Origin of the sequence: Natrialba hulunbeirensis JCM 10989 (assembly GCF_000337575.1) — an archaeon.
Lineage (GTDB): Archaea > Halobacteriota > Halobacteria > Halobacteriales > Natrialbaceae > Natrialba > Natrialba hulunbeirensis.
The window spans coordinates 1-25,551 of the sequence record NZ_AOIM01000014.1 but is presented as its reverse complement, the minus strand read 5'-3'; the positions used below and the strand labels follow the sequence as shown (position 1 = coordinate 25,551).

At 63.1% G+C, this 25,551-nt stretch carries 25 protein-coding genes; 17 read left to right on the top strand and 8 right to left on the bottom strand.

All coding sequences use genetic code 11. The annotated features are described in order from the left end of the window. Positions 1–243 precede the first annotated feature (243 nt). A complete protein-coding gene (gene glpK / locus C483_RS04970; RefSeq protein ID WP_006652263.1) occupies positions 244–1,827 on the top strand; it encodes a glycerol kinase GlpK in 1,584 nt (527 codons plus the stop codon). Further along, positions 1,824–2,945 carry a hypothetical protein gene (locus tag C483_RS04965; RefSeq protein WP_006652262.1) on the top strand — a complete coding sequence of 374 codons (1,122 nt, stop codon included), beginning with the start codon at positions 1,824–1,826 and terminating at the stop codon, positions 2,943–2,945. The genes glpK and C483_RS04965 overlap by 4 nt, the downstream gene beginning before the upstream one ends. A 90-nt stretch (positions 2,946–3,035) precedes the next feature. Here C483_RS04965 and C483_RS04960 read toward each other — a convergent pair whose 3' ends face one another. Next, a complete protein-coding gene (locus tag C483_RS04960; protein ID WP_006652261.1) occupies positions 3,036–3,740 on the bottom strand; it encodes an SDR family oxidoreductase in 705 nt (234 codons plus the stop codon). Between the two features lie 145 nt (positions 3,741–3,885). Then, a complete protein-coding gene (locus tag C483_RS04955; protein WP_006652260.1) occupies positions 3,886–7,125 on the bottom strand; it encodes a methyl-accepting chemotaxis protein in 3,240 nt (1,079 codons plus the stop codon). 279 nt (positions 7,126–7,404) lie between these two features. Here C483_RS04955 and C483_RS04950 point away from each other — a divergent pair, with 279 nt between their 5' ends. The 6 genes from C483_RS04950 to ribB all read left to right on the top strand — a co-directional run bounded on the left by C483_RS04950 (position 7,405) and on the right by ribB (position 12,325). Beyond that, positions 7,405–8,076, top strand: coding sequence for an HAD-IIB family hydrolase (locus C483_RS04950; protein ID WP_006652259.1), 672 nt, complete (start codon positions 7,405–7,407; stop codon positions 8,074–8,076). Positions 8,077–8,180: 104 nt separating this feature from the next. Further along, positions 8,181–8,507 (top strand): hypothetical protein, encoded by a 327-nt coding sequence (locus C483_RS04945; RefSeq protein ID WP_006652258.1) that lies wholly within the window; start codon positions 8,181–8,183, stop codon positions 8,505–8,507. 81 nt (positions 8,508–8,588) lie between these two features. Further along, the gene (gene twy1 / locus C483_RS04940; RefSeq protein ID WP_006652257.1) at positions 8,589–9,647 is read left to right on the top strand and encodes a 4-demethylwyosine synthase TYW1; all 1,059 of its coding nucleotides are present in this window, start codon (positions 8,589–8,591) and stop codon (positions 9,645–9,647) included. 195 nt (positions 9,648–9,842) lie between these two features. Beyond that, complete coding sequence (locus C483_RS04935; protein WP_006652256.1) at positions 9,843–10,736, top strand: hypothetical protein; 894 nt, start codon at positions 9,843–9,845, stop codon at positions 10,734–10,736. A gap of 159 nt (positions 10,737–10,895) precedes the next feature. Further along, on the top strand, positions 10,896–11,603 hold the full coding sequence (locus tag C483_RS04930; RefSeq protein ID WP_006652255.1) for a DUF120 domain-containing protein: 708 nt from the start codon (positions 10,896–10,898) through the stop codon (positions 11,601–11,603). Beyond that, positions 11,600–12,325: a 3,4-dihydroxy-2-butanone-4-phosphate synthase gene (ribB, locus tag C483_RS04925; RefSeq protein ID WP_006652254.1), complete on the top strand. Its 726-nt coding sequence runs from the start codon at positions 11,600–11,602 to the stop codon at positions 12,323–12,325. The genes C483_RS04930 and ribB overlap by 4 nt, the downstream gene beginning before the upstream one ends. A 30-nt stretch (positions 12,326–12,355) precedes the next feature. On the opposite strand, the gene C483_RS04920 is transcribed toward ribB, so the two are convergent. Further along, on the bottom strand, positions 12,356–12,682 hold the full coding sequence (locus C483_RS04920) for a DUF7471 family protein (RefSeq protein WP_049912456.1): 327 nt from the start codon (positions 12,680–12,682) through the stop codon (positions 12,356–12,358). Between the two features lie 176 nt (positions 12,683–12,858). Here C483_RS04920 and C483_RS21050 point away from each other — a divergent pair, with 176 nt between their 5' ends. From C483_RS21050 to C483_RS04900, 5 genes are all read left to right on the top strand, one after another. Next, the gene (locus C483_RS21050; protein ID WP_275039987.1) at positions 12,859–12,981 is read left to right on the top strand and encodes a hypothetical protein; all 123 of its coding nucleotides are present in this window, start codon (positions 12,859–12,861) and stop codon (positions 12,979–12,981) included. Between the two features lie 75 nt (positions 12,982–13,056). Continuing rightward, on the top strand, positions 13,057–13,581 hold the full coding sequence (locus tag C483_RS04915) for a winged helix-turn-helix transcriptional regulator (RefSeq protein WP_006652251.1): 525 nt from the start codon (positions 13,057–13,059) through the stop codon (positions 13,579–13,581). 92 nt (positions 13,582–13,673) lie between these two features. Beyond that, positions 13,674–14,924, top strand: a complete 1,251-nt coding sequence (locus tag C483_RS04910) for a YncE family protein (protein ID WP_006652250.1) — start codon at positions 13,674–13,676, stop codon at positions 14,922–14,924. A gap of 3 nt (positions 14,925–14,927) precedes the next feature. Then, on the top strand, positions 14,928–17,057 hold the full coding sequence (locus C483_RS04905) for a copper resistance CopC/CopD family protein (RefSeq protein ID WP_006652249.1): 2,130 nt from the start codon (positions 14,928–14,930) through the stop codon (positions 17,055–17,057). 113 nt (positions 17,058–17,170) lie between these two features. After that, positions 17,171–18,100: a branched-chain amino acid transaminase gene (locus tag C483_RS04900; protein WP_006652248.1), complete on the top strand. Its 930-nt coding sequence runs from the start codon at positions 17,171–17,173 to the stop codon at positions 18,098–18,100. Between the two features lie 193 nt (positions 18,101–18,293). On the opposite strand, the gene C483_RS04895 is transcribed toward C483_RS04900, so the two are convergent. Continuing rightward, positions 18,294–18,977 (bottom strand): DUF502 domain-containing protein, encoded by a 684-nt coding sequence (locus tag C483_RS04895; protein WP_006652247.1) that lies wholly within the window; start codon positions 18,975–18,977, stop codon positions 18,294–18,296. Positions 18,978–19,036: 59 nt separating this feature from the next. After that, on the bottom strand, positions 19,037–19,924 hold the full coding sequence (locus C483_RS04890; protein ID WP_006652246.1) for a proline dehydrogenase family protein: 888 nt from the start codon (positions 19,922–19,924) through the stop codon (positions 19,037–19,039). Positions 19,925–20,127: 203 nt separating this feature from the next. Here C483_RS04890 and C483_RS04885 point away from each other — a divergent pair, with 203 nt between their 5' ends. Both C483_RS04885 and C483_RS04880 read left to right on the top strand, forming a co-directional pair. Beyond that, positions 20,128–21,147, top strand: a complete 1,020-nt coding sequence (locus C483_RS04885) for a D-2-hydroxyacid dehydrogenase (RefSeq protein WP_006652245.1) — start codon at positions 20,128–20,130, stop codon at positions 21,145–21,147. 97 nt (positions 21,148–21,244) lie between these two features. After that, a complete protein-coding gene (locus tag C483_RS04880; RefSeq protein WP_049912455.1) occupies positions 21,245–21,790 on the top strand; it encodes a CDP-2,3-bis-(O-geranylgeranyl)-sn-glycerol synthase in 546 nt (181 codons plus the stop codon). Positions 21,791–21,916: 126 nt separating this feature from the next. Here C483_RS04880 and C483_RS04875 read toward each other — a convergent pair whose 3' ends face one another. Then, positions 21,917–22,447: a response regulator gene (locus C483_RS04875; protein ID WP_006652243.1), complete on the bottom strand. Its 531-nt coding sequence runs from the start codon at positions 22,445–22,447 to the stop codon at positions 21,917–21,919. Between the two features lie 206 nt (positions 22,448–22,653). After that, complete coding sequence (locus C483_RS04870) at positions 22,654–23,610, bottom strand: alpha/beta hydrolase (RefSeq protein ID WP_006652242.1); 957 nt, start codon at positions 23,608–23,610, stop codon at positions 22,654–22,656. Between the two features lie 109 nt (positions 23,611–23,719). Between C483_RS04870 and pyrE the strand changes: the two genes are divergently transcribed. Beyond that, on the top strand, positions 23,720–24,259 hold the full coding sequence (gene pyrE / locus C483_RS04865) for an orotate phosphoribosyltransferase (protein WP_006652241.1): 540 nt from the start codon (positions 23,720–23,722) through the stop codon (positions 24,257–24,259). Positions 24,260–24,482: 223 nt separating this feature from the next. Here pyrE and C483_RS04860 read toward each other — a convergent pair whose 3' ends face one another. Next, complete coding sequence (locus C483_RS04860; protein WP_049912435.1) at positions 24,483–24,812, bottom strand: DUF7322 domain-containing protein; 330 nt, start codon at positions 24,810–24,812, stop codon at positions 24,483–24,485. A gap of 372 nt (positions 24,813–25,184) precedes the next feature. Between C483_RS04860 and C483_RS04855 the strand changes: the two genes are divergently transcribed. Continuing rightward, the coding region (locus tag C483_RS04855; protein ID WP_006652239.1) for a TGS domain-containing protein at positions 25,185–25,551 on the top strand (367 nt) is incomplete at its 3' end.

The window sequence follows — 25,551 nt, the reverse complement described above, 5'->3', positions numbered from 1 at the left end:
CCCATAACGAACAGCGATCCTGTGAACACGGGACACAGCAACTCGTGACAGTGGTTCAACTATGCCCATTGCTATAAATCTCCCTGTATCGGCCCGCTCTGCTGCCCTGGGGACTGTTTCCAGTAATTAAGATTTGTTGATACACTACGAATTCGGTAACATTTATAATGATCGTCGTGACTGTTTATCAATAGCACGTAACCGACGGTAAACTCGGTACGTGACCGATCCGGGGTGACCACAGTGACAGACACAACATACGTCGGCGCAGTTGACCAGGGAACGACCGGCACCCGTTTCATCGTCTTCAATCACGATGGGCAGGTCGTCGCGAACGCATACGAAACACACGAGCAGTTCTATCCCGAACCCGGCTGGGTCGAACACGACCCGATGGAGATCTGGGAGAACACGAAGGCAGTCATCACGCAGGCACTCGGCCAGGCCGGTATCAGCCCCGAGCAACTCGAGACGATCGGCGTCACCAACCAGCGCGAGACCACCGTGCTGTGGAACGCCGACTCGGGCAAGCCGGTCCACAACGCCATCGTCTGGCAGGACCGCCGGACCACCGAGCGCATCGAGGAACTCGAGGCAAACGGCACGATTGAGACCGTCCGCGAGAAGACTGGCCTTGAACCCGACGCCTACTTCTCGGCGACCAAGGCCGAGTGGCTACTCGAGGAAGCCGATCCGATCAAGATGGAGCGCGCCCGTCCGGCGGACATCCGCGATCGCGCGGCGGACGGCGACGTCCTCTTCGGGACGATCGATAGCTGGCTGATCTACAACCTCACGGGCGAGCACATCACCGAGGTGACGAACGCCTCGCGGACGATGCTGTACAACATCCACGACCTCGAGTGGGACGACGACCTCCTCGAGGAGTTCTCGATTCCCGAGGCGATGCTCCCCGAGGTTCGGCCCTCCAGCGACGACGAGACCTACGGCACCACCGACCCCGAGGGCTTCCTCGAGGCCGAGATCCCCGTTGCGGGTGCACTCGGCGACCAGCAGGCCGCCCTGTTCGGTCAGACCTGCTTTGACGCCGGCGACGCCAAGAACACCTACGGCACGGGCTCGTTCTTCCTGATGAACACCGGCAACGAGGCCGTCAAGAGCGACCACGGGCTGCTGACGACGATCGGCTTCCAGCGCTCCGGCGAGCCAGTCCAGTACGCACTCGAGGGCTCCATCTTCGTCACCGGCGCGGCCATCGAGTGGCTGGAGGACATGTCGCTGATCGACAACCCCTCCGAGACGGCTGAACTCGCCCGCAGCGTCGACACGACCGACGGCGTCTACGTCGTCCCTGCCTTCACCGGCCTCGGCGCGCCCCACTGGGATCAGCGCGCCCGCGGCACCATCGTCGGGATGACCCGCGGTACTCGCAAGGGCCACGTCGTCCGTGCGACACTCGAGTCCATCGCGTACCAGACTCGGGATGTCGCGGAAGCGATGGAGGCCGATTCGGGAATCGAGATGCGGTCGCTGAAGGTCGATGGCGGCGCGGTCAAGAACAACTTCCTCTGTCAGCTGCAGTCGGACATCATCGGTTCGGAGATCGTTCGCCCGGTCGTCGACGAGACGACGGCGCTCGGCTCGGCCTACGCGGCCGGCCTCGCGGTCGGCTACTGGGACGACGTCGACAGCCTGCGCGATAACTGGCAGGTCGACCGGACCTTCGATCCGACGATGGACGCCGAGACGGCGGATGCGCGCTACGAGCGCTGGCTCGATGCGGTCGACCGATCGCTCGACTGGGCGCGGGACGGTTCTGAGACGGGAGCCGACAGTGACGCGAGCGACAGCGGTGACGGTGCATGATAGAGCAACTGCTCGACGTCGCCGAAATGATCGCCGCTTTCGCGGGCGGTGCGTTCGGCGCTGCACTCGGGCCGCTGCCGGCGTTCATCTTCACCGGCTTCATGGTGATCGCCGGGGAGGCGGCGGTGCTCGTTGACCCAGAGGCCGCTGCGATCACCGATCAGATCGCGTTCGGACCGCCGTTCTCGCCCGCAATCTCGTTCGCCGGCGGTGTGGCCGCGACGGCCTACGCTGCACGGAAGGGCTACCTCGACACCGACTACGACTATCACGAGGCGAAGAACATCGCCTACGCGCTCGGGACGAAGCCCGACGTGCTCGCCGTGGGTGGTGCGTTCGGTATCCTCGGCTACTGGCTCGTCGTCGTCTCCGAGGGGCTGGGGATGCCTTACGACCCAATTGCGATGGGTGTCGTGCTCTCCGCGCTGTTCCACCGGCTGATTCTCGGCTACAGCATCATCGGGAAGGTCCGCGGGTCGGGTATCCTCGACATGACGCCGTTCGAGCGCGAGGAGCGCCGGACGGCGACTGACGGTGGCCAGAGCCAGGCTCGCGCAGACGGCGAACCCCAGGCTGTTACGGACGCGTCGGCGACCCAGGCCCCAGCCCAGCAGGCTCGATTCACCGTCGAACCGTGGCTCCCGCATCAGTACCACTGGAGTCACGTCGCCATGATCGGCCTCGTCGCGGGTATCCTCGGCGCGTACGTCGGCATCGCGTCCGGCAGCGCCTTCCTCGGCTTCGGGATCAGCGCGGCCTCGCTGGTCTTCCTCAACTGCGGCGTCGAGAAGGTGCCGGTGACCCACCATATCACGTTGCCGGCGGCGACCGCCGCACTTGCCGTCTCGCTCCCTGCCGAGGCAGCAGATGGCGCGCCAGTCGCCTACGACAGCGCCGCACTGCTCGCGAACACGGGACTCGAGGTCGCACTGATCGTCGGCCTCGTCTTCGGGATCATCTGCGCGCTCTTCGGTGAACTCTTCCAGCGGACCTTCTACGCCCACGGCGACACCCACGTCGACCCACCCGCCGCGGCGATCGTCTTCGGGACGTTCCTGGTGGCGCTACTCTACGTTGCAGGGGTCTTCCCGACGACGGTCTGGGTCCCGTGGTTCTGATCCGTTGGCCGCAGCTGTAGCCGCTTTTTCCACCCTGTTGGTTGTTGGCTCTTTGCTTCTCGCACTCGAGCGGCGACTGCTCGACACCGCTTACACGGACGCTGTCAATCCACCATCGACGCGGATGTTCTGTCCAGTCAGATAGCTTGCCGCGGGCGAGAGCAGGTACGCGACCGCGTCCGCGATCTCTGTCGTCTTTGCCGGTCGCTCCATCGGGATCTGGGCTGCGGTCTCCTCGTCGACGTCGTAACTGTCGACGAATCCGGGCTGGACCGTGTTCATCCGGATTCCCGCCGAGGCATACCGGTCGGCGTAGAGTTTGGTGAAACTCCCGAGGCCAGCCCGAAGTACCGACGAGACGGGGAACGCACTCGAGGGTTCGAACGCCGAGAACGTGGAGATATTCACGATCGACCCGTGGCCCTGCGCGTCCATGATCGGTGTGACGAGTCGGGCCATCCGAACGGTGTTCAACAGCACGAGATCGAGTCCCTCGTGCCACTCCTCGTCCGAAATGTCGAGAAGGCCGCCGGACGGCGGGTGGCCGGTGTTGTTTACCACGGCGTCGATACGCCCGTATCGGTCGTGTGTCGCCTCCACGAGGGCTGCCAGGTCGTCGGGGTCCGTCACCGAGCCTTCGAAGCCATCCCCGCCGAGGTCGTTCGCCACCTCGACGGCGCTCCCCGACCGTGACAACAACACCGGCGTGTAGCCATCCGCAGCGAGTTTCCGGGCACACGCTTCGCCGATACCGCTTCCTGCCGCAGTCACGATTGCAACTTTCGTTTCAGCCATACAACCGCTACCAGAGCTGCGGTCATAAAGTCACTCGCAGCCGACACGTACTGCCACAGCACACGCGCTCTCGCAGCACACCGCGGAAAACAGTCACTCGAGAACTTTCGGGTAAACTCCGGCACCAACCGGAGGGTGAGTTCAGCTACGTACTCGAGTCGGTGGTGTCTGCCTCGTCGAGTTGGGTTTCGTCTGCGTCTGTCTCTCCATCGACTTCAGCTTCGGTTGCTTCGCCGTCTGCTTCGGTCGCAGCGTTCTGGTCTGTGTTGGCTGTGTTGGCTGTGTTGGGTGTGCCGTCCGTGTCGTCTACGCCACCTTCGTTGTCTGCGTTACCTGCGTCGTCTGCGCCACCCTCGTCGTCGGAGTCGGCACTAGACTGGGTATCGTTGTCCACACCGTCTTCGTCATCGCTCTCACTTTCACTTTCACTCTCACTCTCACTATCGTCCTCTGCCTGCCGTTCGTCGTCGATGATGTCTACGGCCTGATCCGACTCCTCGCTCTCAGTGTCGTCCTCATCGCCGCCTTCGGCGTTGTCTGCAGGTTCTGCGCCGTCGATTTCGCTGTCACCGTCACCACCCTCATCACCTCCATCACTCTCCTCGTCGTCTTCGAGTCCGGACTCGAGTGCACTCGGTTCCGACTCGTTCTCGCCGGCGGGGAGTGCGTGAGGGTCGTCATCATCGTCGTCGGCTGCAGTTTCACCTGCTGACGTGCTGCCTTCGCCAGCGGTCGCCGCGGTCGATTGCGCTTGTTCCGCCGCCGCAACTTCGCCCTCCTCACCCTCTCCGCTTTCCTCGTCCACACGGCTCTCCCGACTCTCCTCGAGTGCATTCGATTCGGCAGCGTCGACCGGCAGCGTTTCGGATTCGTCTGGGTCGACGTACTCGAGTTCGGTGCCGGGCTGGTCGTCGTCGGTGCTGTCGTCGGTATCGTTGTCGGTGTCGCCCCTCTCGTTAGTCGTAACCGCATCACCCGCTCCGAGGTCCCCAGCGGTTCCGTCGATATCGGTCGTAAACGCCGCGAGCGACTCTTGCAGCGTTACCGACTGCTCGGAGAGGTCGTCAGCGTTCTCACTCACGGTCGAAATGGCGGCCGTTTGCTGCTCGACGGCGGCGGCGACGTCGCTCGCCTCGCTCGCCGTCTCGGTACTGATTTCGGTCACGTCGTCGACCATCGTGACCAGCTCCTGCGTCGAGGTGGCGATGCCGTCGGTCGCGTCGCTGATCTCCTGAACACCGTGGTCGGCTTCAGTTACTTCGGCTTCGATTTCGCGGAACGCCGTCGCGGACTGTTCGACCGTTTCGGTGCCCGAAACGACGTGTTCGCGCATTGCTTCCATCTCGTTGACCGTCTCGTCGGTCTGGGACTGGACGGTGTCGATGAGCTGGTCGATTTCCGCGGCGGACTCCTTGGTCTCCTCTGCGAGCTGTTTGACCTCGTTGGCGACGACGGCGAAGCCGTTTCCGGCGCGGCTACTGCCGCCGTTTCGGCCGCCGTCGCTGGCACTAGCGTTGCTGGCGTGTGCCGCCTCAATAGAGGCGTTCAACGCCAGAATGTTCGTCTGGTCCGCGATATCCGTGATGACATCGATGATCTCGTCGATTTCCGCCATCGACTCGTCGAGGTCACGGATTGCCTCGAGTGTCGCCTCGGTTCGCTCCTCGATATCTTCCATCTCGCTGACGAGGTTGCCGGCCGACTCGCGGCCGTCGTTGGCCCGTTCGGCCGCGTGCTGTGACGTTTCTGCGAGCGTGTCGGCGGTCGCTGCGATCTCCTCGATGTTCGCGGAGATTCCCTGCACCTCGCCGGAGATGGTCTCCATGCGCTCGTGTTGCTGGTCCGCGTAGCCCGTAATCTGCTGGACGGACTCGCTGACCGTCTCGCTCGTGGACTCGAGTTCGGTCGCGCGAGCCTGCACGTCGTCGGTCGCCGCGGAGACGTCGCCGGCGAACGTCGAGACGCTGCCGACGGTGCGCTCGAGGTCGTCCACCATCTCGTTGAACGTGACAGCAATCTCGGCCATCGGCTCGCTTTCGGTGTCCGGATCGAGGCGCTGGGTCAGGTCGCCGTCGGCGCAGGTTTGCATGACGGCGCAGTACTCGGTTGCGGTCTGTTCGAGCTGCTCGTTCATCTCCTGGGCGTCCTGGCGGGCGCGTTCTGCGCGTTCTTTCGCCACTTCTGCCTCTTCGCGAGCCTCGTCGGCCTGCTCTCTGGCCTGTTCTGACTCCTCGCGGGCCTGCTCTGCTTGTGTCCGCGCCTGCTCGGACTCCTCGATCTGGTCGACCAGCGAGATGCGCATGTCGTCGATCGAGTTGTAAAGGCCGCCGATTTCGTCGATGCGATCGGATTCGACGGCGGTGTCGTACTCGCCGTCTTCGATCGCCGCTGCGCTGCCCGAGAGATCGCTGAGCGACCGGGCCGTGTTCCGTCCCAGAACGGTACCGAACACACCGATGACGGCGACGCCGACGAACGTGATCAAGAGGCCGAACTGGGTTGCGGTATTGGCAAAGCCGAGCGCATCTGCCTCCGTCGTGTGCACGAGCACGGTCCAGTCCTCGCTCGTCGTGTAGTATCCGACGACGTAGCCGTCGGGATCGAAATTATACGGCTCGCTCTGGAGGGTTTCGCTCGGCGCACCATCGACGCGGAGCGAACCACGGTTCTCGAGTTGGGCTGCCTCGAGGACGCCGCTTTGATCCTCGTACGTGGAGAGGAACGACAGCGTTTCCTCGTTCCCTTCGCCGTCGTTGCCCAGATAGGCGTCGTCACCGACGATCTCTCCGTCTTCGTTGACGATCGTCACGACGGTCCCCGAATCCGCGGCGGAGACCATTTCAGTCGAGCGTTCGGAGAGGTCGAAGGTGAACACGAGCGCTCCCTCACCGTCGTCGACACCGACGTAGTACGAAATGACCGGGTGTGCATCCGACGAGAGTCCAAGCTGATCGGGCATCATGTACGGCTCCGTCTGCTGGACCAGGTTCGTCGAGATATCGCCGTCGAGATCCGCAGTGTCGGGGAACTCGAGTGCTTCTAGATTGTCGGCGTCGGAGCCGATGCTCGTGATGATGTCACCGGACTCGGTATCGACGTAGAGCGCGTTCATGCGCTCTTCGGGCATGTCGTAGTAGATCTCCTGGAGATAGTCGTCGACTTGCTCCGGGTCACCGCTGTCGGTTACGGGAGCGTCTGCCGTCGCAGCGACGAGGTTGTGATTCTGTTCGAGCCAATTTTCCATGGCGATCCCTTCCTGATAGGCTGCGTCCTGGCGTTCGTCGAGGGCGGTTTCCTCGACGTTTTCCGAGAGCAGCGTCGTCGAAACGAGCCCGAGGCCACCGATCGTGAGCCCGAGAACGAGGAAGACAACACCAAACTTCAATGCGTAACTTCGTCTGATGAACGACGGTATGAGACGTCGTCCCTTCCACACCATAGGTGCTAACGCCCAGCACTGCTCTTAGTTCTTATCGCCACACAGGTCATGTCGGGGATAGTATAACTAGTCCCACAGCTGTATCAATTGGTACAACCGTTGTGAATTACTGATGGTGTGTCCTCAGTTCTCGACCGCCCGAGACGACGGTCGAATCGGTGCAGTCCGATTGCAATTGGCGACGACAGTCAGATGGTTTTAGGTACTGGTCCCCTAGCTGCGTGTATGTCCACGCCACCGCTGATTCTCGATATCGATGGGACGCTGACCCGACCCGACGGCTGGGGTATCGACCCGCGCGTGTTCGATCCGCTTCGGGAGTGGGACGCGCCGGTCGTGCTCGCCACCGGGAAGGCCTTCCCCTATCCGATCGCGCTCTGTCACTTTATCGGCGTTCCAGAACTGGTCGTTGCCGAAAACGGCGGCATCGTCTACACTGGTGAGGACGTTCACGTCACGGCCGACGCCGACGCTGCACGAACGGTCGCTACGGAGTACCGCGCCGCCGGCTACGACCTCGGCTGGGGTGACGGCGACACGGTCAACCGCTGGCGTGAGACGGAAGTTGCCGTCAGTCGCGACCAGCCCCTGGAGCCGTTGCGCGAACTTGCCGCCGCGGCCGGACTCGAGGTGATCGACACCGGCTACGCCTACCACGTGAAGGACACCGACCAGAACAAAGGCGACGGCGTCGAGATCATTGCGGACCATGTCGGATTCGCCCTCGCGGACTCCGTTGCGATCGGCGACTCGATCAACGACGTCTCGACGTTCGAGGCCGTCGGCCGCAGTTTTGCCGTCTCGAACGCCGACGACGCGGCACGAGCGACAGCCGACGAGGTGCTCACTGAAGCACACGCCGACGGGACGCTGTCGGTGCTCGAGCGAATTCGATAACCGCATGTTCGAACGGATTCGGTGAGGGCCTCTGTGAGGCAGGCGTGTCAGCAGCAGCCGACGCCACGCAGAACGCTTTTGCGTGTCCCGGCGAAGAGCCACGTATGGATGCAGTCGACGCGGCGATCGTGCTGTTCGGCGTCGTCGGAACGGTGCTGATATACGTCTATGTCGGTCGCGATGCGGTGCGAAACGACGTTTCACGCTCACAACTCTGGGCTGCAGTCGCGGCGGTCCCCTTCCTGCTTGGCGTCGGTCTTCATCTGTTCGCGTCGGTTCCGACGACGGGTGTCATCATGACGGCGAACACTGGACTCGTCCTGTACACGTTCGAGCGCGAAATTGCGAACGAGGAGGACGAACCGGCCGAACCGGGAGAGTTGCCGCCCGGTCCGAACGTTGGCAGTAGCTCCGAGGAACGTACGGAGTAGCCCACTGTATCCCGGTATCCTTCTGAATTCAACGCGCGACACCACACGTCTTTTAGTGGCTCCTATCCAAGCGAGAGCAACATGAGCGATTCCGCCGACGCAGGCGTCGACGGCGAGGTGGGGGCCGATGCCGACGCCGATGCCGATTCAGGGACAGACGGTGGTAACCGCGACGGTGGACCCGCACAGGTCTCGAGTCCGAACTACCACAGCGAGAATCACACCGCCGCCCAGACCTGTGGCTGGACGGCGAACGCCCTGCGCGGTGAGGGCCGGTGCTACAAGAACATCTACTACGGCATCGAGTCCCACCGCTGCATCCAGATGACGCCGGTCGTCAAGTGCAACGAGCGCTGTGTCTTCTGCTGGCGTGACCACCAGGGCCACGCCTACGAGATGGACGGCGTCGAGTGGGACGACCCCGAAGCTGTCGTGGACGCCTCGATCGACCTGCAGAAGCGGCTCCTGTCGGGCTTCGGCGGGAACGACGAGGTCCCACGGGAGGTCTTCGACGAGGCGATGGAACCTCGACACGTCGCCATCTCTCTCGACGGCGAACCGACGCTGTATCCCTACCTCCCGGAACTACTCGAGGCGTTCCACGACCGAGACATCACCACGTTCCTCGTCTCGAACGGCACCCGTCCCGAGGTGCTTCGTGAGTGTGACCCCACCCAGCTGTACGTCAGCGTCGACGCCCCCGAACGACACACGTTCGATCAGGTCGTCAAGGCCGTCGAGGACGACGCCTGGGATCGCCTCCTCGAGACGATGGACGTCCTGCGGGAGAAAGAGGAGACCCGAACGGTCTTGCGGACGACGCTGGTCAAAGGCGAGAACATGCACCACCCCGACTGGTACGCCGGCTTCTACCAGCAGGCAGATCCCGATTTCATCGAACTCAAGGCGTACATGCACGTCGGCCACTCCCAGGGCCGACTCGACCGCTCGTCGATGCCCGACCACGAGGAGGTCGTCGAGTTCGCCGAATCCGTCGCCGACTACATGCCCGAGTTCACCGAGTGCAAGGGCGTCCCCTCCTCTCGCGTCGCGCTCCTTTCGAAGACCAGCGATACGTGGGTCCCGAAGCTAAAGAAGGGAAGCGAGTTCTGGGCGCGCGATCCAGTCACGGGCGACTGAATCGCGACTACCTCCGACTGGATCAGCACGAACTCGTGACTGCATCGCGGCTCCAATCTGGGTACTCCAGCCGGTCGTACTCGAAGCGAACCGAAGCAAGACGAAGCAAAACAGCCCGAAATCCTGGTCCTCGATGGCTCCAAATCGGCAATATCGGCAATAATCCTTACAACCGCACACACAGAACGTCCGGCAGTGACGCTTCGATCGTTTTTCGACTCGCTCGAGACAGCCAGCCGGTCGCTTGCTGTCGTCGCTGCGGATGACCGTGCCGAGCGCGGGCCGTTGACTGACCTCCTTGCGGATTCCGTCGACAGTCCGCACGTCGAAGTGACGGCCGCTAACCGATCGATAGTCGCGGGAGCCGACCGGCGTCTCGACGATGTCCTCGACGCACACGACACTGTCGTCGTTGCACTCGAAGATGGTGAACCGATCGCGGCCTCGCCGATGGACGACCTGTACGATGCGATTCTCGCGATCAACTCCGACCTGTTCATGACTGGGAGCCGCGGACTCGGCTCGATCGAACTCCCGGCTGTGCTGGCTGCACTCGAGAACACCCGGCTCGAGCTGCGGGGGTATCCCCGCTCGCACAAGGAGAAGCTGCTGTTAATCTTGCTCTCGCGCTACATCGAGCAACTCGCCTGGTCGAACGGGAGTGGCATCCTCCGGAGTTCGTTCCAGTATCTCTCTCGGATCGAAGACGAAGTCGGAACCCGTGCCGTATACGACCAACTCGGGCGAACGGACGTCGATGTTCACGTCTACGGCGTCGGTGGTTCCGACCCGCCTGCAATCGAGGCCACCGTCCACACCGGCCGGAGTCGACTGTATCGAACCGCTTGGTTCGTCGTCTATCGTCCCGACAACGAGGGACCGACTGACCAGCATCCACACGAGGACGTACCAGGTGCCAGCCGGAGTGCTTTCACTCCGCTGCGTCGATCCGATGGGGACTCGAGTACTGTCCCTCGTAGCGCGGCGCTGGTCTGTCTCGAAACCGGCGATCGCGTCTGGGAGGGATTCTTCACGTTCGACTCGGACCGCGTCGCCGCAATCGAAGACACTGTTGCAACGGAGCTGTGAGCACGCTGTCAGACGTACCGCCGGTATCGGAGGGCTTTTCCACGGTCACGCGAAGACGACGATAACGAAGAGCGAATAAACGCTCGCGAACTCCGTAGCAGTTTTGATACGCATACCACATTCGGTACGCTTTTGACTGGTGCTGACAAAGCCTCGTCTATGTCAACGACAGCGGAATCTGCCGTCGGCCACGACGAACTCGCCGTCCTGAAGCTTCTCGCACTCGAGGGCGGACTCGCGGGCGACGTCAAAATCTCCTGTTCTCACCTCGCAGACCGCCTCGATGCCTCCAACCAGACCGCTTCCCGACGCCTCCAGCGCCTCGAAAGCGCTGCCCTCCTCGAACGCGATACCGTCAGCGATGGCCAGTGGGTCGCCATCACCGACGACGGCGAGCGCGCACTCCACGCCGAGTACGAGGACTACCGCCGCATCTTCGAGGCAGACTCCGAGGTCGAACTCGAGGGCACCGTCACCAGCGGCATGGGCGAGGGCCGCCACTACATCTCGCTGCCCGGCTACCAGCGCCAGTTCGAGGACCGCCTCGGCTACGAGCCGTTCCCCGGCACGCTCAACGTCGAACTTCGAGACGAGAGTGTCCGCCGCCGGAGCGCCGTCTCCTCGCTCGATCCCGTCCCGATCGACGGCTGGGAGGACGACGATCGCACCTACGGTCCTGCCGTCTGCTACTCGGCGACAGTCGAGACCGCAGACGGGCAGACCTACGAGACCGCCCACACCATCGCCCCGGAACGAACCCACCACGACGAGGACCAACTCGAGGTCATCGCCCCCGAGAAGCTCCGGGACGCACTCGAGTTGGCCGACGACGACCACGTCACGATTTCGGTGGGTGATCGCGAATGACGGGCCAGCACGCGGGGACGACGTCAAGTGAGGCGAGCGGGTCGGGCGATGCGAACGCGAGTCTCGACACCGCCGGTGACGCCTCGGTGGACGACGCGCTGGCGGCGTTGCAGGCCGGCGAGCCGATTCTCGTCCACGATGCGGCAGACCGCGAGGGCGAGACCGACCTCATCTATCACGCTGATTTCGTCACGTCCGACGCCGTCACTCGGCTCCGGAACGATGCTGGCGGACTGGTCTGTGTCGCACTCGGGCACGAGACGGCCGAGGCGTTCGACCTGCCGTTCTACGGCGAGGAGGTCGACCATCCCGCGACCGCCGACCACCAGCTCGGCTACGACGAGCGCTCGTCGTTCTCGCTGACGGTCAACCACCGCGACACCTACACCGGCATTACGGACAACGACCGCTCGACGACGATTCAGGCGCTCGGCGAGGCTGCAGCAGATCCCGACGCGACCGCGTTCGCCGACGAGTTCCGGGTTCCGGGTCACGTCCACCTGCTGAAGGGCGCACCGGAGCTGCTGGCACAGCGCGAGGGACACACGGAACTCGGCCTCGCGCTCGCCGATGCGGCCGACCTCTCGCCTGCGGTCGTCGTCTGTGAGATGTTAGACGACGAGTCGGGAGAGGCGCTTTCGCCGACAGATGCGCGCGCGTACGCCGCCGACCACGAGTTCGCGTATCTCGAGGGACGCGAAGTCATCGACCGACTCGCCTGAGAACGGGTTCAGCGGGAATACGACGGTCTCTTACTCGGCCGCCGCTGTTCCGCTCCGATAGACGGCGTACAGGACGAGGACAGCAATCGCGAAGTCGCTGCTGTGTTCGACGAGATGGTGTACCGTCATCGGGACGAGGCCGAACACGGTTCCGAGTCCGACTAGCGACCGCGCGACGAGCAATCCGAGCACGATCGTGATCAACAGATAGCGGGTCGTTCGCCGCCGCGAGTAGGCCACGATTGCCGCGCCAAAGAGGATCGTCGTGCCGGCGACCGCGAGGAAAATTACGGCGAGTAACACGGGCGCGAACTCGGGTGCGAGCCACTCGACCTCGAACGGATTCGTATGGTTCATCGACACGAAGCTACGTGCGATGGTCCGGAACGAACCGACGTATGTGCTTCGATCGTCGCTTTTCCGGCGACAGAGCGAACCGCCGCCGCTGACCGGCGACGCGCTCGGCCCCACAACACCCACGGTTCGGATTTCGGACCGTTCCCGACGATCGGGAACGAGCAAAACGCGTTATGGTGATCGCACCCATAGGCGCTGCTACCCAACTCGTAGTCGACTACAACTACAACTACGATCACGGCTACGACTACGACCACGGCCACGACTACGATCACGGCTACGACCACGACCACAACTGATCTCCCCAACGCAACTGTGTCCCCCACTCCCCGATCCACCGCCAATCTCCAACAGACACACCACTCTCTCACACTATGACGACAACCCGACGCCAGATTCGAACCCACGTACAGGACAACGCCGGCATCCACTTCAACGAACTCGTCCGCGAATCCGAGTTCGCCCCTGGCCAGGTCCAGTACCACATCCGACAACTCCTCGCCGCAGACGAACTCGTCCGCAGCGAGTTCTACGGCCGAACCCACTACTATCCTCCCGAGTACGATGAGTGGCAACGCGCCACCCTCGCACTCTTCCGGCGTGAAACCGCCCGTACCATCGTCGTCCACCTCATCGAACACGAACCCACAACTCCGGGCGCGGTCGCTGACACGCTCGGCATTGCACGGAGTACACTCGAGTACCACCTCGACCGACTCGTCGAACAGGGCGTCGTCGAGAAGTCCTACGACGAGCGCAATCGGGTGACGCTTCGACTCGCCAATGCGGAGGAAACGGGACGATTGTTGTCGACGGTCGAGCCGACGGTGCCGGATCGGCTGGTCGACCGGTTTACGCGGCTGGTGGATGGATTGCTCGACGAGTCGGGAGATCGGTAGCGTTCGTCGCCGCGTTCGGGATTCGAGAACTGAACCACGTTTTCGACAGCCGTACCATAACCACGAATAATACGGGGTGTGGAGAGTCGGGTATGGAACCCTCCACAGATCGACGACGGTTCGTGCAGGCAATGGGCGGCGGGTTTGTGGTTGCGCTCGCCGGCTGTCTGAGTGACGACGATGAAAACGGTGAGGAGAACGGTGGAGATGGGGCGGGGAACGGTGACGACGGGAACGGTAACGGCGACGGCAATGGTGATGGCAGCGACGGGGTCGTTTACGCCTTCGCGCCGAATACAATCGCGATCATCGACCCCGAGGACGGCGAACTCGTCGACGAAATCACGGACGGGATCGACGACGAAGGATGGGGAGATCCGCGAATCACTGCGGACTACAGCGAGATCTACGTCATTCGAGAGTCACCCTCGCAGGTGCTCGTCATTGACACCGACGGCCGCGAGATCGTCGACGAAGTCGACATCGGTCCGGGACCAACGCACATGTATCACCCGAACGACGACGAGATGTGGGTTCATGCCGACGACGAAGGCATGTTCTACGTCATCGACACAGACGCTCACGAGGTCACGGAAATCGTCGAGTCGGGCCTCGAGAACGAGGGTCACGGCAAACTGCTCTACCACGAGGACCTCGGCTCGATGGGGTACGCGACGAACGTGAACGACCCCGGCGCACCGGTGATCGACCTCGAAAACTACGAGCGAAGCGATTTCATCGAATTCGACGACGAGGAGCAGGGCACCCACTACAAGGCGTACAGCCCCGAAACGGGGCTCGCGTACTTCGAATACGGAGACGAGACTGTCGTCGTGGACACCGAGGACGACGACATCGTCGACACACTCGCGTTCTCGGGCGGAATGTACCTCTCGCCCGACGAGCAGGTGCTCGGCTTCCTCGACGGGGATAGCATCCGATTCATCGACGCGACCAGTGAGGACAGCGAGGAACTCGGTGCCGTCGACGTCGGTGAGGGCCCCGACGCGCTCCGCTATTACGAAGCCGACGACGGCACGCTCTACGCCGCAACCGCTCACACCCATACCGACGAGGCGTCGATCATCGACGTCGACGAACTCGACGTCGTCGAGACGGTCGACGTCGGCGACATCGTCCGCCCCGAGGGCGCTCACCACTTCCACCGCTCCGGCGTCGCCGGCGGCGAGTACTTCGTTACGCCCGCCGACGAGGACGGCATCGTCGCGATCGTGGATATGGACGCACAGGAACTCGTCGACCACGTCGAGGTCGAGGAGGGCGTCGACACGGTCCAGTACGTCGGTGACTCGGGCGTCGGCTACTCCAGTCGACTCCGCTAACCGATGCGTGCGAGATCGTCGCCCGCTGGACACGGCTTGCCCGCTCGCCGGTCGCTCCTCGCGGCGATACTCGCGTGTCTCGTCGTCGCGACCCTCGCAATCGGGCTCGTTGCGACGCCAGCCGCGGCCCACGCCTATCTGAGCGAATCAAATCCGGCGAACGGTGAGCAGGTCGACGAGGTGCCCGAGGAGGTCTCCCTCTCCTTCTCGGGTGACGGTGTCGTTAACGCCGACATCACCGTCGAAGGGCCGGACGGTGAGATCGTCTCGGCCGCACCCGAAATCGATTCTGACGACACGCAGGTTGTCCGTGTGCCAATCGAAGACGCCGAGGCCGACGCCAGCGCCGATACCGACGCTGACACTGACGGTGCGGATGGCATGTACACCGTCGATTGGGAGGTCCTCGCTGACGACGGCCACACCACCTCGGGCTCGTTCTTCTTCGCCGTCGGCGACGAACCGCTCGACCGCGACGCCGTTCTCGAGGGGTACGAAGACGACGAGACCGACGAATCGATCCCGCCGGTCGAGGCGGGCGCGAAAGCGCTGTTGCTCGTCGGCGTCGTCGGCCTAATCGGCATTCCGGCGATCACAACCCTCGCTGTCGGTCCCGTCTTCGCTCGCACGGAGCGACGAGAGGCGATCGACAGCCGTCTCAGCCGACTGCTCGTGGGTGGTGCACTACTCACGCTCGTCGGCGCATTCGCGCTCGGACTCGCCCGGAGCACGGCACTGGGACCACTCTCCGTCGAGACGATCTCCCAATTCGCGGAGACCCCACTCGGTCAGGCCTGGCTCGTCCAGTCCGCCCTCAGCCTCGTGTTGGTCGGGATCACGGTGGCGATGTCTCGTGGACGCCCGCCCCGTCGCACGTCGCTCGTCGGCACGTTCGTCACGGCGCTCGCCATCGCGGGAACGATCGCCTGGACCAGTCACTCAGCGACTGCGATCGACCGACTGCAGGGGGCAGCCGTCGATTTCGTCCATCTCGTTGGGGCCGGGCTCTGGGCAGGTGGACTGGTCGTCCTCGCGTTCGTCGTCGTTCCACACGTTCGCGCGGCCGACACCGACAACCGATCCGCGCTCCTCGCACGCACGATCCGTCGGTACTCGATCCTTGCGCTCGTCGGCGTCACACTCGTCGTGGCGACGGGATTCGTCCTCGCCTCGTGGCACGTCCCGACCGCCGACGGTCTCACGGACACCGTCTACGGTCTCACACTGGTCGCGAAACTGGTCCTCATCGCCGCCGCACTCGCACTCGGCGGTGTCACCCGGTTCGTCCTCCTGGGTCGACTCGAGTCGGCCGACGAAACCACACCGGCCGGTGATGCACGACCGGCGAGCACGGACGGTGGAGTCGACCGGGACGACGACTTCGCAACGGGCACCCGAATTGCTCGCGCCGTCCGACTCGAGGTTGCACTCGTGATCGTCGTCGTGCTCCTCTCGGGGGTGCTTACGTCCGCGCCGACGGCCGCGGTCGCGGGCGTCGACGACGATGTCACCGAGGCGACGATCGAGTACGAGTACGACGACGTACTCGTCGAGGTGACGGCGCTCCCGGCCGCCGACGCGACGCCCGAGTCGTTCACACTCGAGGCGGACGAACCGATCGTCTTCGAGGTTACATTCCTCGACGACGGAGAGCCGATCGAGTCGGACCAATCTGTCCGGCTGCTTGCAAGCAGTGAGGAGGGGACGGAGATCGAAGTCGAACTTGAGGCCCACGACGATGGCACGTACGCGACGGTTCAACCCCTTCCTGACGAGGGTCACTGGGATCTTCGCGTGACCGGCGCTCCCGACGGATCGTATGTGAGTGAATGGATCGATGCAACTGCCGTTTCGGCTGACGGTCACGGCGATCACGCGGATCCTGATCATGACGAGCACGCTCACGATCCTGACGACGACCACGACCACGACCACGAGCACGCTCACGATGAGCACGCAGACCACGCACACGACGATCACGCGGATCACGAAGATCACACACACGGCGAGCACAACGACCACGACTCGAGTCCCGACAGCGCCTTCGCGACGCTGTTACAGTTCGGGGCCGTCGCCATCGCTGTCGTCGGTTTCGTTGCCGTCGCAATCGAGGCAACCCGCTTCCGGGACTAACTCCGACCGGCTGCAGCCGTGATCCGCCCGCTCTCGCCGCGAGACTCACCACAGGCAGGGCTTGCCTCGGAAATCGCGAACACTTAGTACGGTGGCTTGCAACACACTTCATCATGGGATTCGACGACATGGACGTCGACACGATCTGGATGGACGGTGAATTCGTCGACTGGGACGATGCGCAGATCCACGTCCTCACACACGGCCTCCACTACGGCAGCGGCATCTTCGAAGGCGCACGCTGTTACGACACCGAAAACGGCCCCGCAATCTTCCGCTGGGAGGAACACCTCGACCGTCTCTTCCAGTCCGCACAGCCCTACGAGATGGAGATCGACCACTCGCGCGAGGAGCTGACCGAGGCGACACTCGAACTCATCCGCCGACAGGACCTCTCCTCGTGTTACATTCGTCCAGTGGCTTTCTACGGCTACAACTCACTCGGCGTCAGTCCCGACGACTGTCCGACCCGCACCGCCATCGCCGCCTGGCCCTGGGGGACCTATCTCGGGGAGGAGGCACTCGAGAAGGGCATCGATGTGATGGTCTCTTCCTGGCGCAAGCACGCCTCGAGTCAGGTGCCGACGAACGCCAAGACGACGGGGCTGTACGCCAACAGTCTGCTCGCGGGCGAGGAGGCACGCCGGAACGGCTACGCCGAAGCGCTCGTTCTCAACAAGGAGGGTAACGTCGCCGAGGGGCCGGGCGAGAATATCTTCCTCGTTCGTGACGGCGAGATCTTTACGCCGGGGCTTTCGGAGTCGATTCTCGACGGCATCACCCGCAACACGGTGATTACGCTCGCCGAGGATCTGGGCTATACGGTTCACGACAATGTCTCCATCTCGCGGGGCGAGCTCAACACGGCCGACGAACTGTTCTTCACCGGCTCTGCGGCAGAGGTGACACCGATTCGGAAGATCGACAACGTCGTTATCGGTGATGGCTCGCGCGGTCCAGTGACCGAGGATATTCAGTCGCGGTTCTTCGATGTCGTCGAGCGGACGACCGACGAGTACGACGAGTGGTTCCAGTACGTTTGAGGGAGCCACGCTTCGTTTGCTGACGTCTGTACCCAACTTTCGAACGGCTCAGAGACTCATTTCCGTCTCCACTCACATCCCCACAAGCGGGGTTGCTGCGGTCGATCCACTCTTCGGAACTCCTGCTCGAAGTGGCTGGCGTACTGGATGGGGCTGACTCCACAGCAAGAACGGACGGTAGGAGAAAGAACGCTCAGTCGTCGTCGGGTCGTGTCTTCTTCGCGCTGCTCTCGTCGATCACGTCGATCGGAACGCCCGCATCCATACCGCGCGTTCGGTCCGCATCACCGAAGCCCGCGCTCAACACCCGGGTCAGCGCATCCTCGACGTCCTCATCTAGCTCGGTAATGCGCTCTGAGTGGACCTCGATGACGAATCCAGTCGTAATGTTCGGCGACGTTGGGAGGAACAGCACCTCTCTGCCGTCTTCGGTGACTTTCCCCGTCTTGAACGCCGTCATTCGAAGGCCGTCCCACACCTCGAGTTTGACGGGCGTCTGCAGCGATTCCTGCTCACCGAAGGCGGTTTCGGCGGCCATCTTCGACGCGTTGTAGACGACGCGCATGACGGGTACCCGATTGGCGACGTTGTCGACGAGGCGCTCGACCAGACTGCCGACCGTCGTCCGCATGAGATAGCCGACAGAGAACGTCAGAATCGTGAGGACGGTCAGTGCGACGACAACACGAAGGAACTGTGCGAGCTGCTCGCGTGTCTGCTCGCCGGCAATCAACGGCTCGAGTGCCTCCGCCTCGAGAATGAGGCCGGGCGTAATGCCGGCGATGAGGCCGTAGAGCCAGTAGATGACGTAGAGCGTAATGAGGACGGGCCCGAGAACGATCAGGCCGCTCGCAAAGTCCCGCTTCCACGAAGCCATGTCGTTTCCCTCTCACTACGGGCTAATGAGCCCTTCCCTTTATTTCCCGCTTGCACTTGTTACCGGCCAATGATCGCACGCAGCGCGAACCAGAGGTTCTCCTTTCGCTCCATGACGCGCCGATAGAAGTACGACTTCCAGCGCCCGCCGTAGGGGACGTACTGCCAGACCTCGTGCTCCTCGGCGAGGTCGTACTGTGCGTCCTCTCGTACACCCATCAGCATCTGAATCTCGAACTCCGTCCCGTACTCCTCGTGCAACTCGATCGCCCGCTCGATCATCGCCGGATCGTGACTGCCGACCGCGACGCCATCCTCGAAGTGTTCGAAGGCGTACTCGAGTAACGCTTCGTATTCGTCGTTGACCCGCTGGGTGTTCGTGTAGGCCACGTCGGCTGGCTCGTCGTAGGCGCCCTTGACGAAGCGGACCTTGCCGGGAACGTCGGCGAGTCGTTCGATGTCCTCTCGCGTACGTTTGAGGTTCGCCTGGACGCAGACGCCGACGCCGCCGTCGGCCCACGGGTCCGACGAGGATTGCTGGTCGTCAGCACCCTCATCGCCGTAGTATTCGCGGGCGAGTTCCTCGTAGGCGTCGAGAGTCGCATCGGTCGTCGTGTGGTCTTCCATGTCGACCCAGACGAAGACGCCGCGGTCGGCCGCCGTGGCGACGATGTCCTCGAGTTCCTCGCGGAAGACATCTTCACCCAGGTCGAGGCCGAGCTGCGAGGGTTTAACGGAGATGCAGGCGTCGAGATTGGCGTTTGCGATGTCTTCGACGAGTGATCGGTACTCCGCGGCGTCGTCGCTTGCGGGTGCGCGCTCGTCGTAGTGTTCGCCGAGCAGATTGACAATTACGTTCACATTCCGCTGGTTGACGGTTCGAACGTGATCGAGGGCCTCGGCGGGAGACTCCCCGGCGACGAACCGGTTTGCGATCGGCGGGATCATACTGATGACCTCGTCGGCCAGTCATAAGGAGTTTAATATCTCGCGCGGACTGCTTCTCTCTGCGTCTGAATACTCACCAATCAGTGAACGAATGGGCGCTGCTGCGTCGGATTCGTGACGAACCCATCATCTCCCAGCCAACGGCACCACCATCGTGCCCGGTCACAACCGGTAAGAGCACCCTCTCACTACTCCCGTCCAGCATGGACGCTCCCGATATCGTCGTCCTCCGTGAAGGAACGGAGGGACTCTCGATGGACTCGTACGCCGACCGACTGCGCGAGCGACTTCCGAACCACACCGTCGCGCTCGCTCGAACACCTGCAGACGAACGCGACCTCGTCCCACAGGCTCGCGTCGTGACCGGGATCAGCATCGACGAAGACCTGTTAGCGCGCGCCGACCAACTCGAGTTGTTCGCCTGTGTCTTCGCGGGCACTGACCATCTTCCGGCAGCGGCGTTCCGTGAGCACGGCGTCACCGTAACGAACGCGGGCGGGATTCACGCGCCCGGTATCGCCGAGCAGGCCATCGGCAACATGCTGGTGTTTGCGCGGAATCTTCACGAAGGATGGCGACGCAAGCAGCAAAACGAGTGGCGACACTTCCAGTCTCACGAGTTTACCGACAGCACTGTCACGGTCGTCGGTCTCGGTTCGATCGGCCAGGAACTCGTCACGCGACTCGAGGGCTTCGGCGTCGAAACCATCGGTGTCAGGTACACGCCGTCGAAGGGCGGACCGACTGACGAGATCATCGGCTTTGACGACGCAGCGATCCACGACGCGTTCGCCCGCAGCGACTACATCGTGCTCGCCTGCCCGCTGAACGACCTGACCCGCGGCCTCGTCGGCGAGGCGGAACTCGCGACGCTGCCGCCGAACGCAGTCGTCGTTAACGTCGCTCGTGGCGGGATCGTCGATACCGATGCGCTCGTGTCTGCGCTGCAGTCGAACGCGATCCGCGGTGCGGCGCTGGATGTGACCGAACCCGAACCGCTGCCGGCAGAGCACCCGCTGTGGGACCTCGAGAACTGTCTCATCACGCCGCATACGGGCGGCCACACGCCGAAGCACTGGGATCGGCTTGCGACTATCGTTGCGGACAACGTCCGGACGCTCGAAACCGCTGGTGAGGACAGTACGTTCGAAGCGACAGCAGGAGAACAGGCTGACGCGGCTCCCGAACTCGAGAACGTCGTCGTTCGTCCCGATTCGTCCTAACGTCTACCGATCCTCGTGTTTCGTGTGTAACACGACCGTCTCCGAGGACGAGACCGAATCACTGCCGGTTAAGGCATCTCAGCGCATCGCGGCGAACATGGCAGTACTCGAGACAGTCGTGATCGCGTTCTGGGCGATGTTGCCGGCGTACGTTCCGAACAACGCGGCGGTGCTCGGCGGCGGGGGCCGACCGATCGACGGCGGGCGGACGCTTGGCGACGCGCGGTTGCTTGGCGACGGCAAGACCTGGCGCGGGACGGCGGCGGGAATCACGGCGGGACTCGTCCTCGCGGGCGTGTTGACCGTTTTCGCCGACGACGTGAGCAGCGTGCTCGGCTTTGCCGTGCCGGCGTTCGAGCCACTCGCAGCGCTCGGACTCGCCGCCGGTGCGATGCTCGGCGACGTGCTCGCCTCGTTCTTGAAGCGCCGAACGGGCCGTCAGCGCGGTGCGATGTTCCCCGGCCTCGACCAGCTCGACTTCGTCGTCGTCTCGCTTCCGCTGACGGCGCTACTCGCGACGGAGTGGTTCTTCACGTGGTTTACGTGGGACGTCATCCTCGTCGTCGTCGTGCTGACGCCGATTCTCCACGTGACGACGAACATGATCGCGTACAAACTCGGCTTGAAGAACGAGCCCTGGTAACGGCCGCTGAAGAACGAGCCCTGGTAACGGCCGCTGAAGAACGAATCCTGGTAACGGCCGGTCACCGAGCCGATCGCGTCTCGAGAAATCAAGAACCGCAGACAGCAGCGAACCCAGCGCACCCGCTTACGACGGTGTCGGCGGCAACACCGCTTCGTCCATCCAGAACGACTCGACGGCTTCTCCAAGTGAGGCAAACTCGCTCGGCCCGTTCGGCTTCGTGAGGTAGGCGTTCGCGCACAGATCGTAGCTTCTTGCGATATCCTCCGTCGCCTCCGAACTCGTCAGCACGAGAACCGGCAACGATGCAAGGTCGGGATCGTCTCGGACCTCCTCGAGTACCTCGAAGCCGCTCGTACGGGGCAGATTCAGATCGAGTAGGACGAGATCGATATCTGGAGTCGAGTTCGAGGGCGAGTCCGAATCCGAATCCGGGTCCGAGTCTGTGCGTGAACCCGATGCCGACTCAGTCCCAGTCGACACCTGTTCTCGCAGGAACGACAGTGCCTCGTCGCCGTCGCGGACGGTGTGAAACGTCGTCTCGATATCGACGGTCCGGAACGCTTCCTGTGCGAGTCGCACGTCTCCTGGGTTGTCCTCAACCAGCAGGATGTGTACCGACTCGTTCGTCGATGGAGAGAGTGGTTGGGTACTCATGGGCTACTAGTACAAAACCGGACTAGTCGGATAAGGCTGTGTACAAATAGCCTTGGTATGCGGATCGTTGCCGGCAAGTACCAGATAGTATCAAATCCTGTCTAACTAGCCTGGGGATGATCGGTCTGGGTACGACTTGTTGTAATTATGTGGGCGCGATCCAATCCTCGCCGAACCGATCGGAACCGCCCTAGTTCGAGTTGCGGTTACGACTCGAGTGCCCCCTGCAGATCGCGGCTCACATCGTCGTAGGCGTCGTGAGCGCGGTCGATCGCCATCGGCTCCTGAATCATGCTGAAAAAGCCGTGAATCAGGTCGTCGTAGTTGTAGTGAGTGGTCTCCACACCGGCGTCGGCGAGCCGGTCTGCGTAGGCAGCCCCGTCGTCTCGCAACGGATCGAACCCCGCGGTGACGACCGTCGCCGGCGGCAGTCCCGAGAGGTCGTTCGCGAGCCGTGGCATTGCGTAGATGTTCCCTCGATCGATCGGTCGCTCGAAGTAGTGGCCCTCGAACCAGTCCATGTCGTCAGTCGTCAGGAAGTAGCCCTCGGCGTTCTCCTCGTAGGCGTCCGTCCCCTCGACGGGCCCCGTTACCGGATAGAGCAGAAGCTGATAGGCGACGGACGGACCATCCTGATCGCGACTGCAAAGCGCCGTCGCCGCCGCGAGGTTCCCGCCAGCGCTGTCGCCCGCGAGCACGAGTCGCTCCGGGTCCGCGTCGAGCCGCCGTGCCGCGTCGGCGGCCCACTCGAGTGCGGCGTAGCAATCTTGCAGACCGGCGGGAAACGGGTGTTCGGGTGCGAGGCGGTAGTCGACGCTGACGACGGGGTATCCGGATTCGCTCGCGAGTTTTCGGCAAGTGCCGTCGTGCGTGTCGATACTGCCGATGACCCAGCCGCCGCCGTGGAAGTAGAGGATGAGCGGCTGTTCGTCCCGCTCGTCTGCCGGCCGTGGTTCGTAGATACGAATCGGAACTTCGCCGTTCGGTCCATCGATGTCGCGATCCGAGACGGACTCGAGTTCGATCGTGGGCTCGACGTCTCGTAGCTCGGCCATTAGTTGGCGGGCGGTTTCGACGGAGACTTCATCGAACGACGGTGCGTCGAAGGAGTCATAGAGGTCGAGAACGGCTTGAGCGTCGGGATGGGGTTCGGCTGCGCGCATGGTGTCAGCGGAGCATACAGTGTGTCCCACCAAAAAGATACGCCGGGGTCGTGGATCCGGCGACTCGGTTCCACACCGCTTATTTCGGTTCGTCTCGCCACTTCGAGCAATGACGACCGACACCCAGACCCAATCACTGATCGACGCGCTGCAAGACGCCGATGCCGTCCAGTTCGGCGAGTTCGAACTCGCCCACGGCGGCACCAGCGAGTACTACGTCGACAAGTACCGCTTCGAAACCGACCCCGACTGCCTCGAAACGGTCGCCGAAGCCTTCGCCGAGCGTATCGACCCCGACGACAAACTCGCCGGCGTCGCCCTCGGTGCCGTCCCGCTCGCCGCCGCAACCAGCGTCGTCGCCGGCGCACCCTACGTGATCGCGCGCAAACAGCGCAAGGAGTACGGCACGGCCAACCTGATCGAGGGGGAACTCGAGGAAGGTGAGGAAGTGGTGGTACTCGAGGACATCGTGACGACTGGGACGAGTCTGGTCGACGCGATCGAGTCGCTCCGGGAGGCTGGTGCGACGGTCAACCGTGCGCTGGTGGTCGTCGACCGCGAGGAGGGCGGCCGTGAGAACGTCGAAGACGCGGATGTCGAGATGGAGGCGCTGGTGACGGCGAGTGAGTTGCTCGCCGACCGGGATTGAGCGGGACAGCGGGACAGCGAGAGAGCGGGACAGCGAGAGAGCGGGACAACGAGAGAGCGGGACAACGAGAGAGCGGGACAACGAGAGAGCGGGACAACGAGAGAGCGGGACAGCGAGGGGGACAAGAAGGGAGAGGGCGAGAGAGCAAGAGAGCAAGAGTGTGGACTCCACGAACCATTTGTGAGACCGACGTACTACCAGTGGGCGACGTGTTGCCAACGAGTTACGTGTCCTGTTGGGTCTTGTACCGACGGTAGATCCCCACCGAGAGAATCAGCGCTGCTACTCCAGCGACTGCGAGTGTTCCGCCGACGACCCACTGACCTCGGAACCCGACAAGCATCGCACCAAGGCTCGCTGCGAAGATTCCGCCGTGGACGAGGACCCCGACGGTAACGAACGCCAGCAGCGTCGAGCGATCGATCGACTCGAACGTACCCGCGATGTCATCGTCGGCTTCGCCGTCTCCGGTGGAGCCGTCGCCGAAGGGATCGTCGAGTGGGTCATCCGCAAACGGGTCCTCGAACGGATCGTCGTCGGATGGATCCAACACGTTGATCGGTTGGCGAAGTGGACTCAAAACCGTTCGGTCGTCGTCTCTGTCACTCTGTCCACCCTGGTCTGTTCTGTCTGCCCTGTTTCGCTCCGGACACACATCTGCCAGAGCACCCTCATCACAATGTTTTTATCCTGCACCGGACAAACCGTAGCTACGATGGTAGGTGTCCGCTTTACAGGGGCTTTCGCCCGCTTCTAACCCTCACCTACCGCTCGCTGTGTCGGCCGCGACCCACAGCAGAGCGGCACACGTGTACGCCGCACACGACCGCAAACTCGGACCCGAACACGGTCAGGCGGACGCCGATCCGAACTTCTCGCAGGGACCACTCCAACAGAAGTTCACCAGTCACAACCAGCCAGAGCCATGTCAGAATCAGACCCACAATCAGAGGCAGCGGAACAGCTAACGGTCGTCCTCCCGGACGGCTCCGAACTCCACGTCGACGAGGGCGCAACGGTCGAAGACTGCGCCTACGAAATCGGTCCCGGTCTCGGCCGCGACACCGTCGCCGGCAAACTCGATGGCGACCTCGTCGCCAAGGAGCAACCCGCCTACGACGGCGCCGAACTCGAGATCATCACGGATCAGTCCGAGGAGTACCTCGCCGTCATGCGCCACTCGGCCTCCCATTGCCTCGCACAGGCAGTCGAGCGCCACTACGACGACGTCGACCTCGCCATCGGCCCGCCGACGGACGAGGGCTTCTACCTGTCTCTTATACACATCTCTG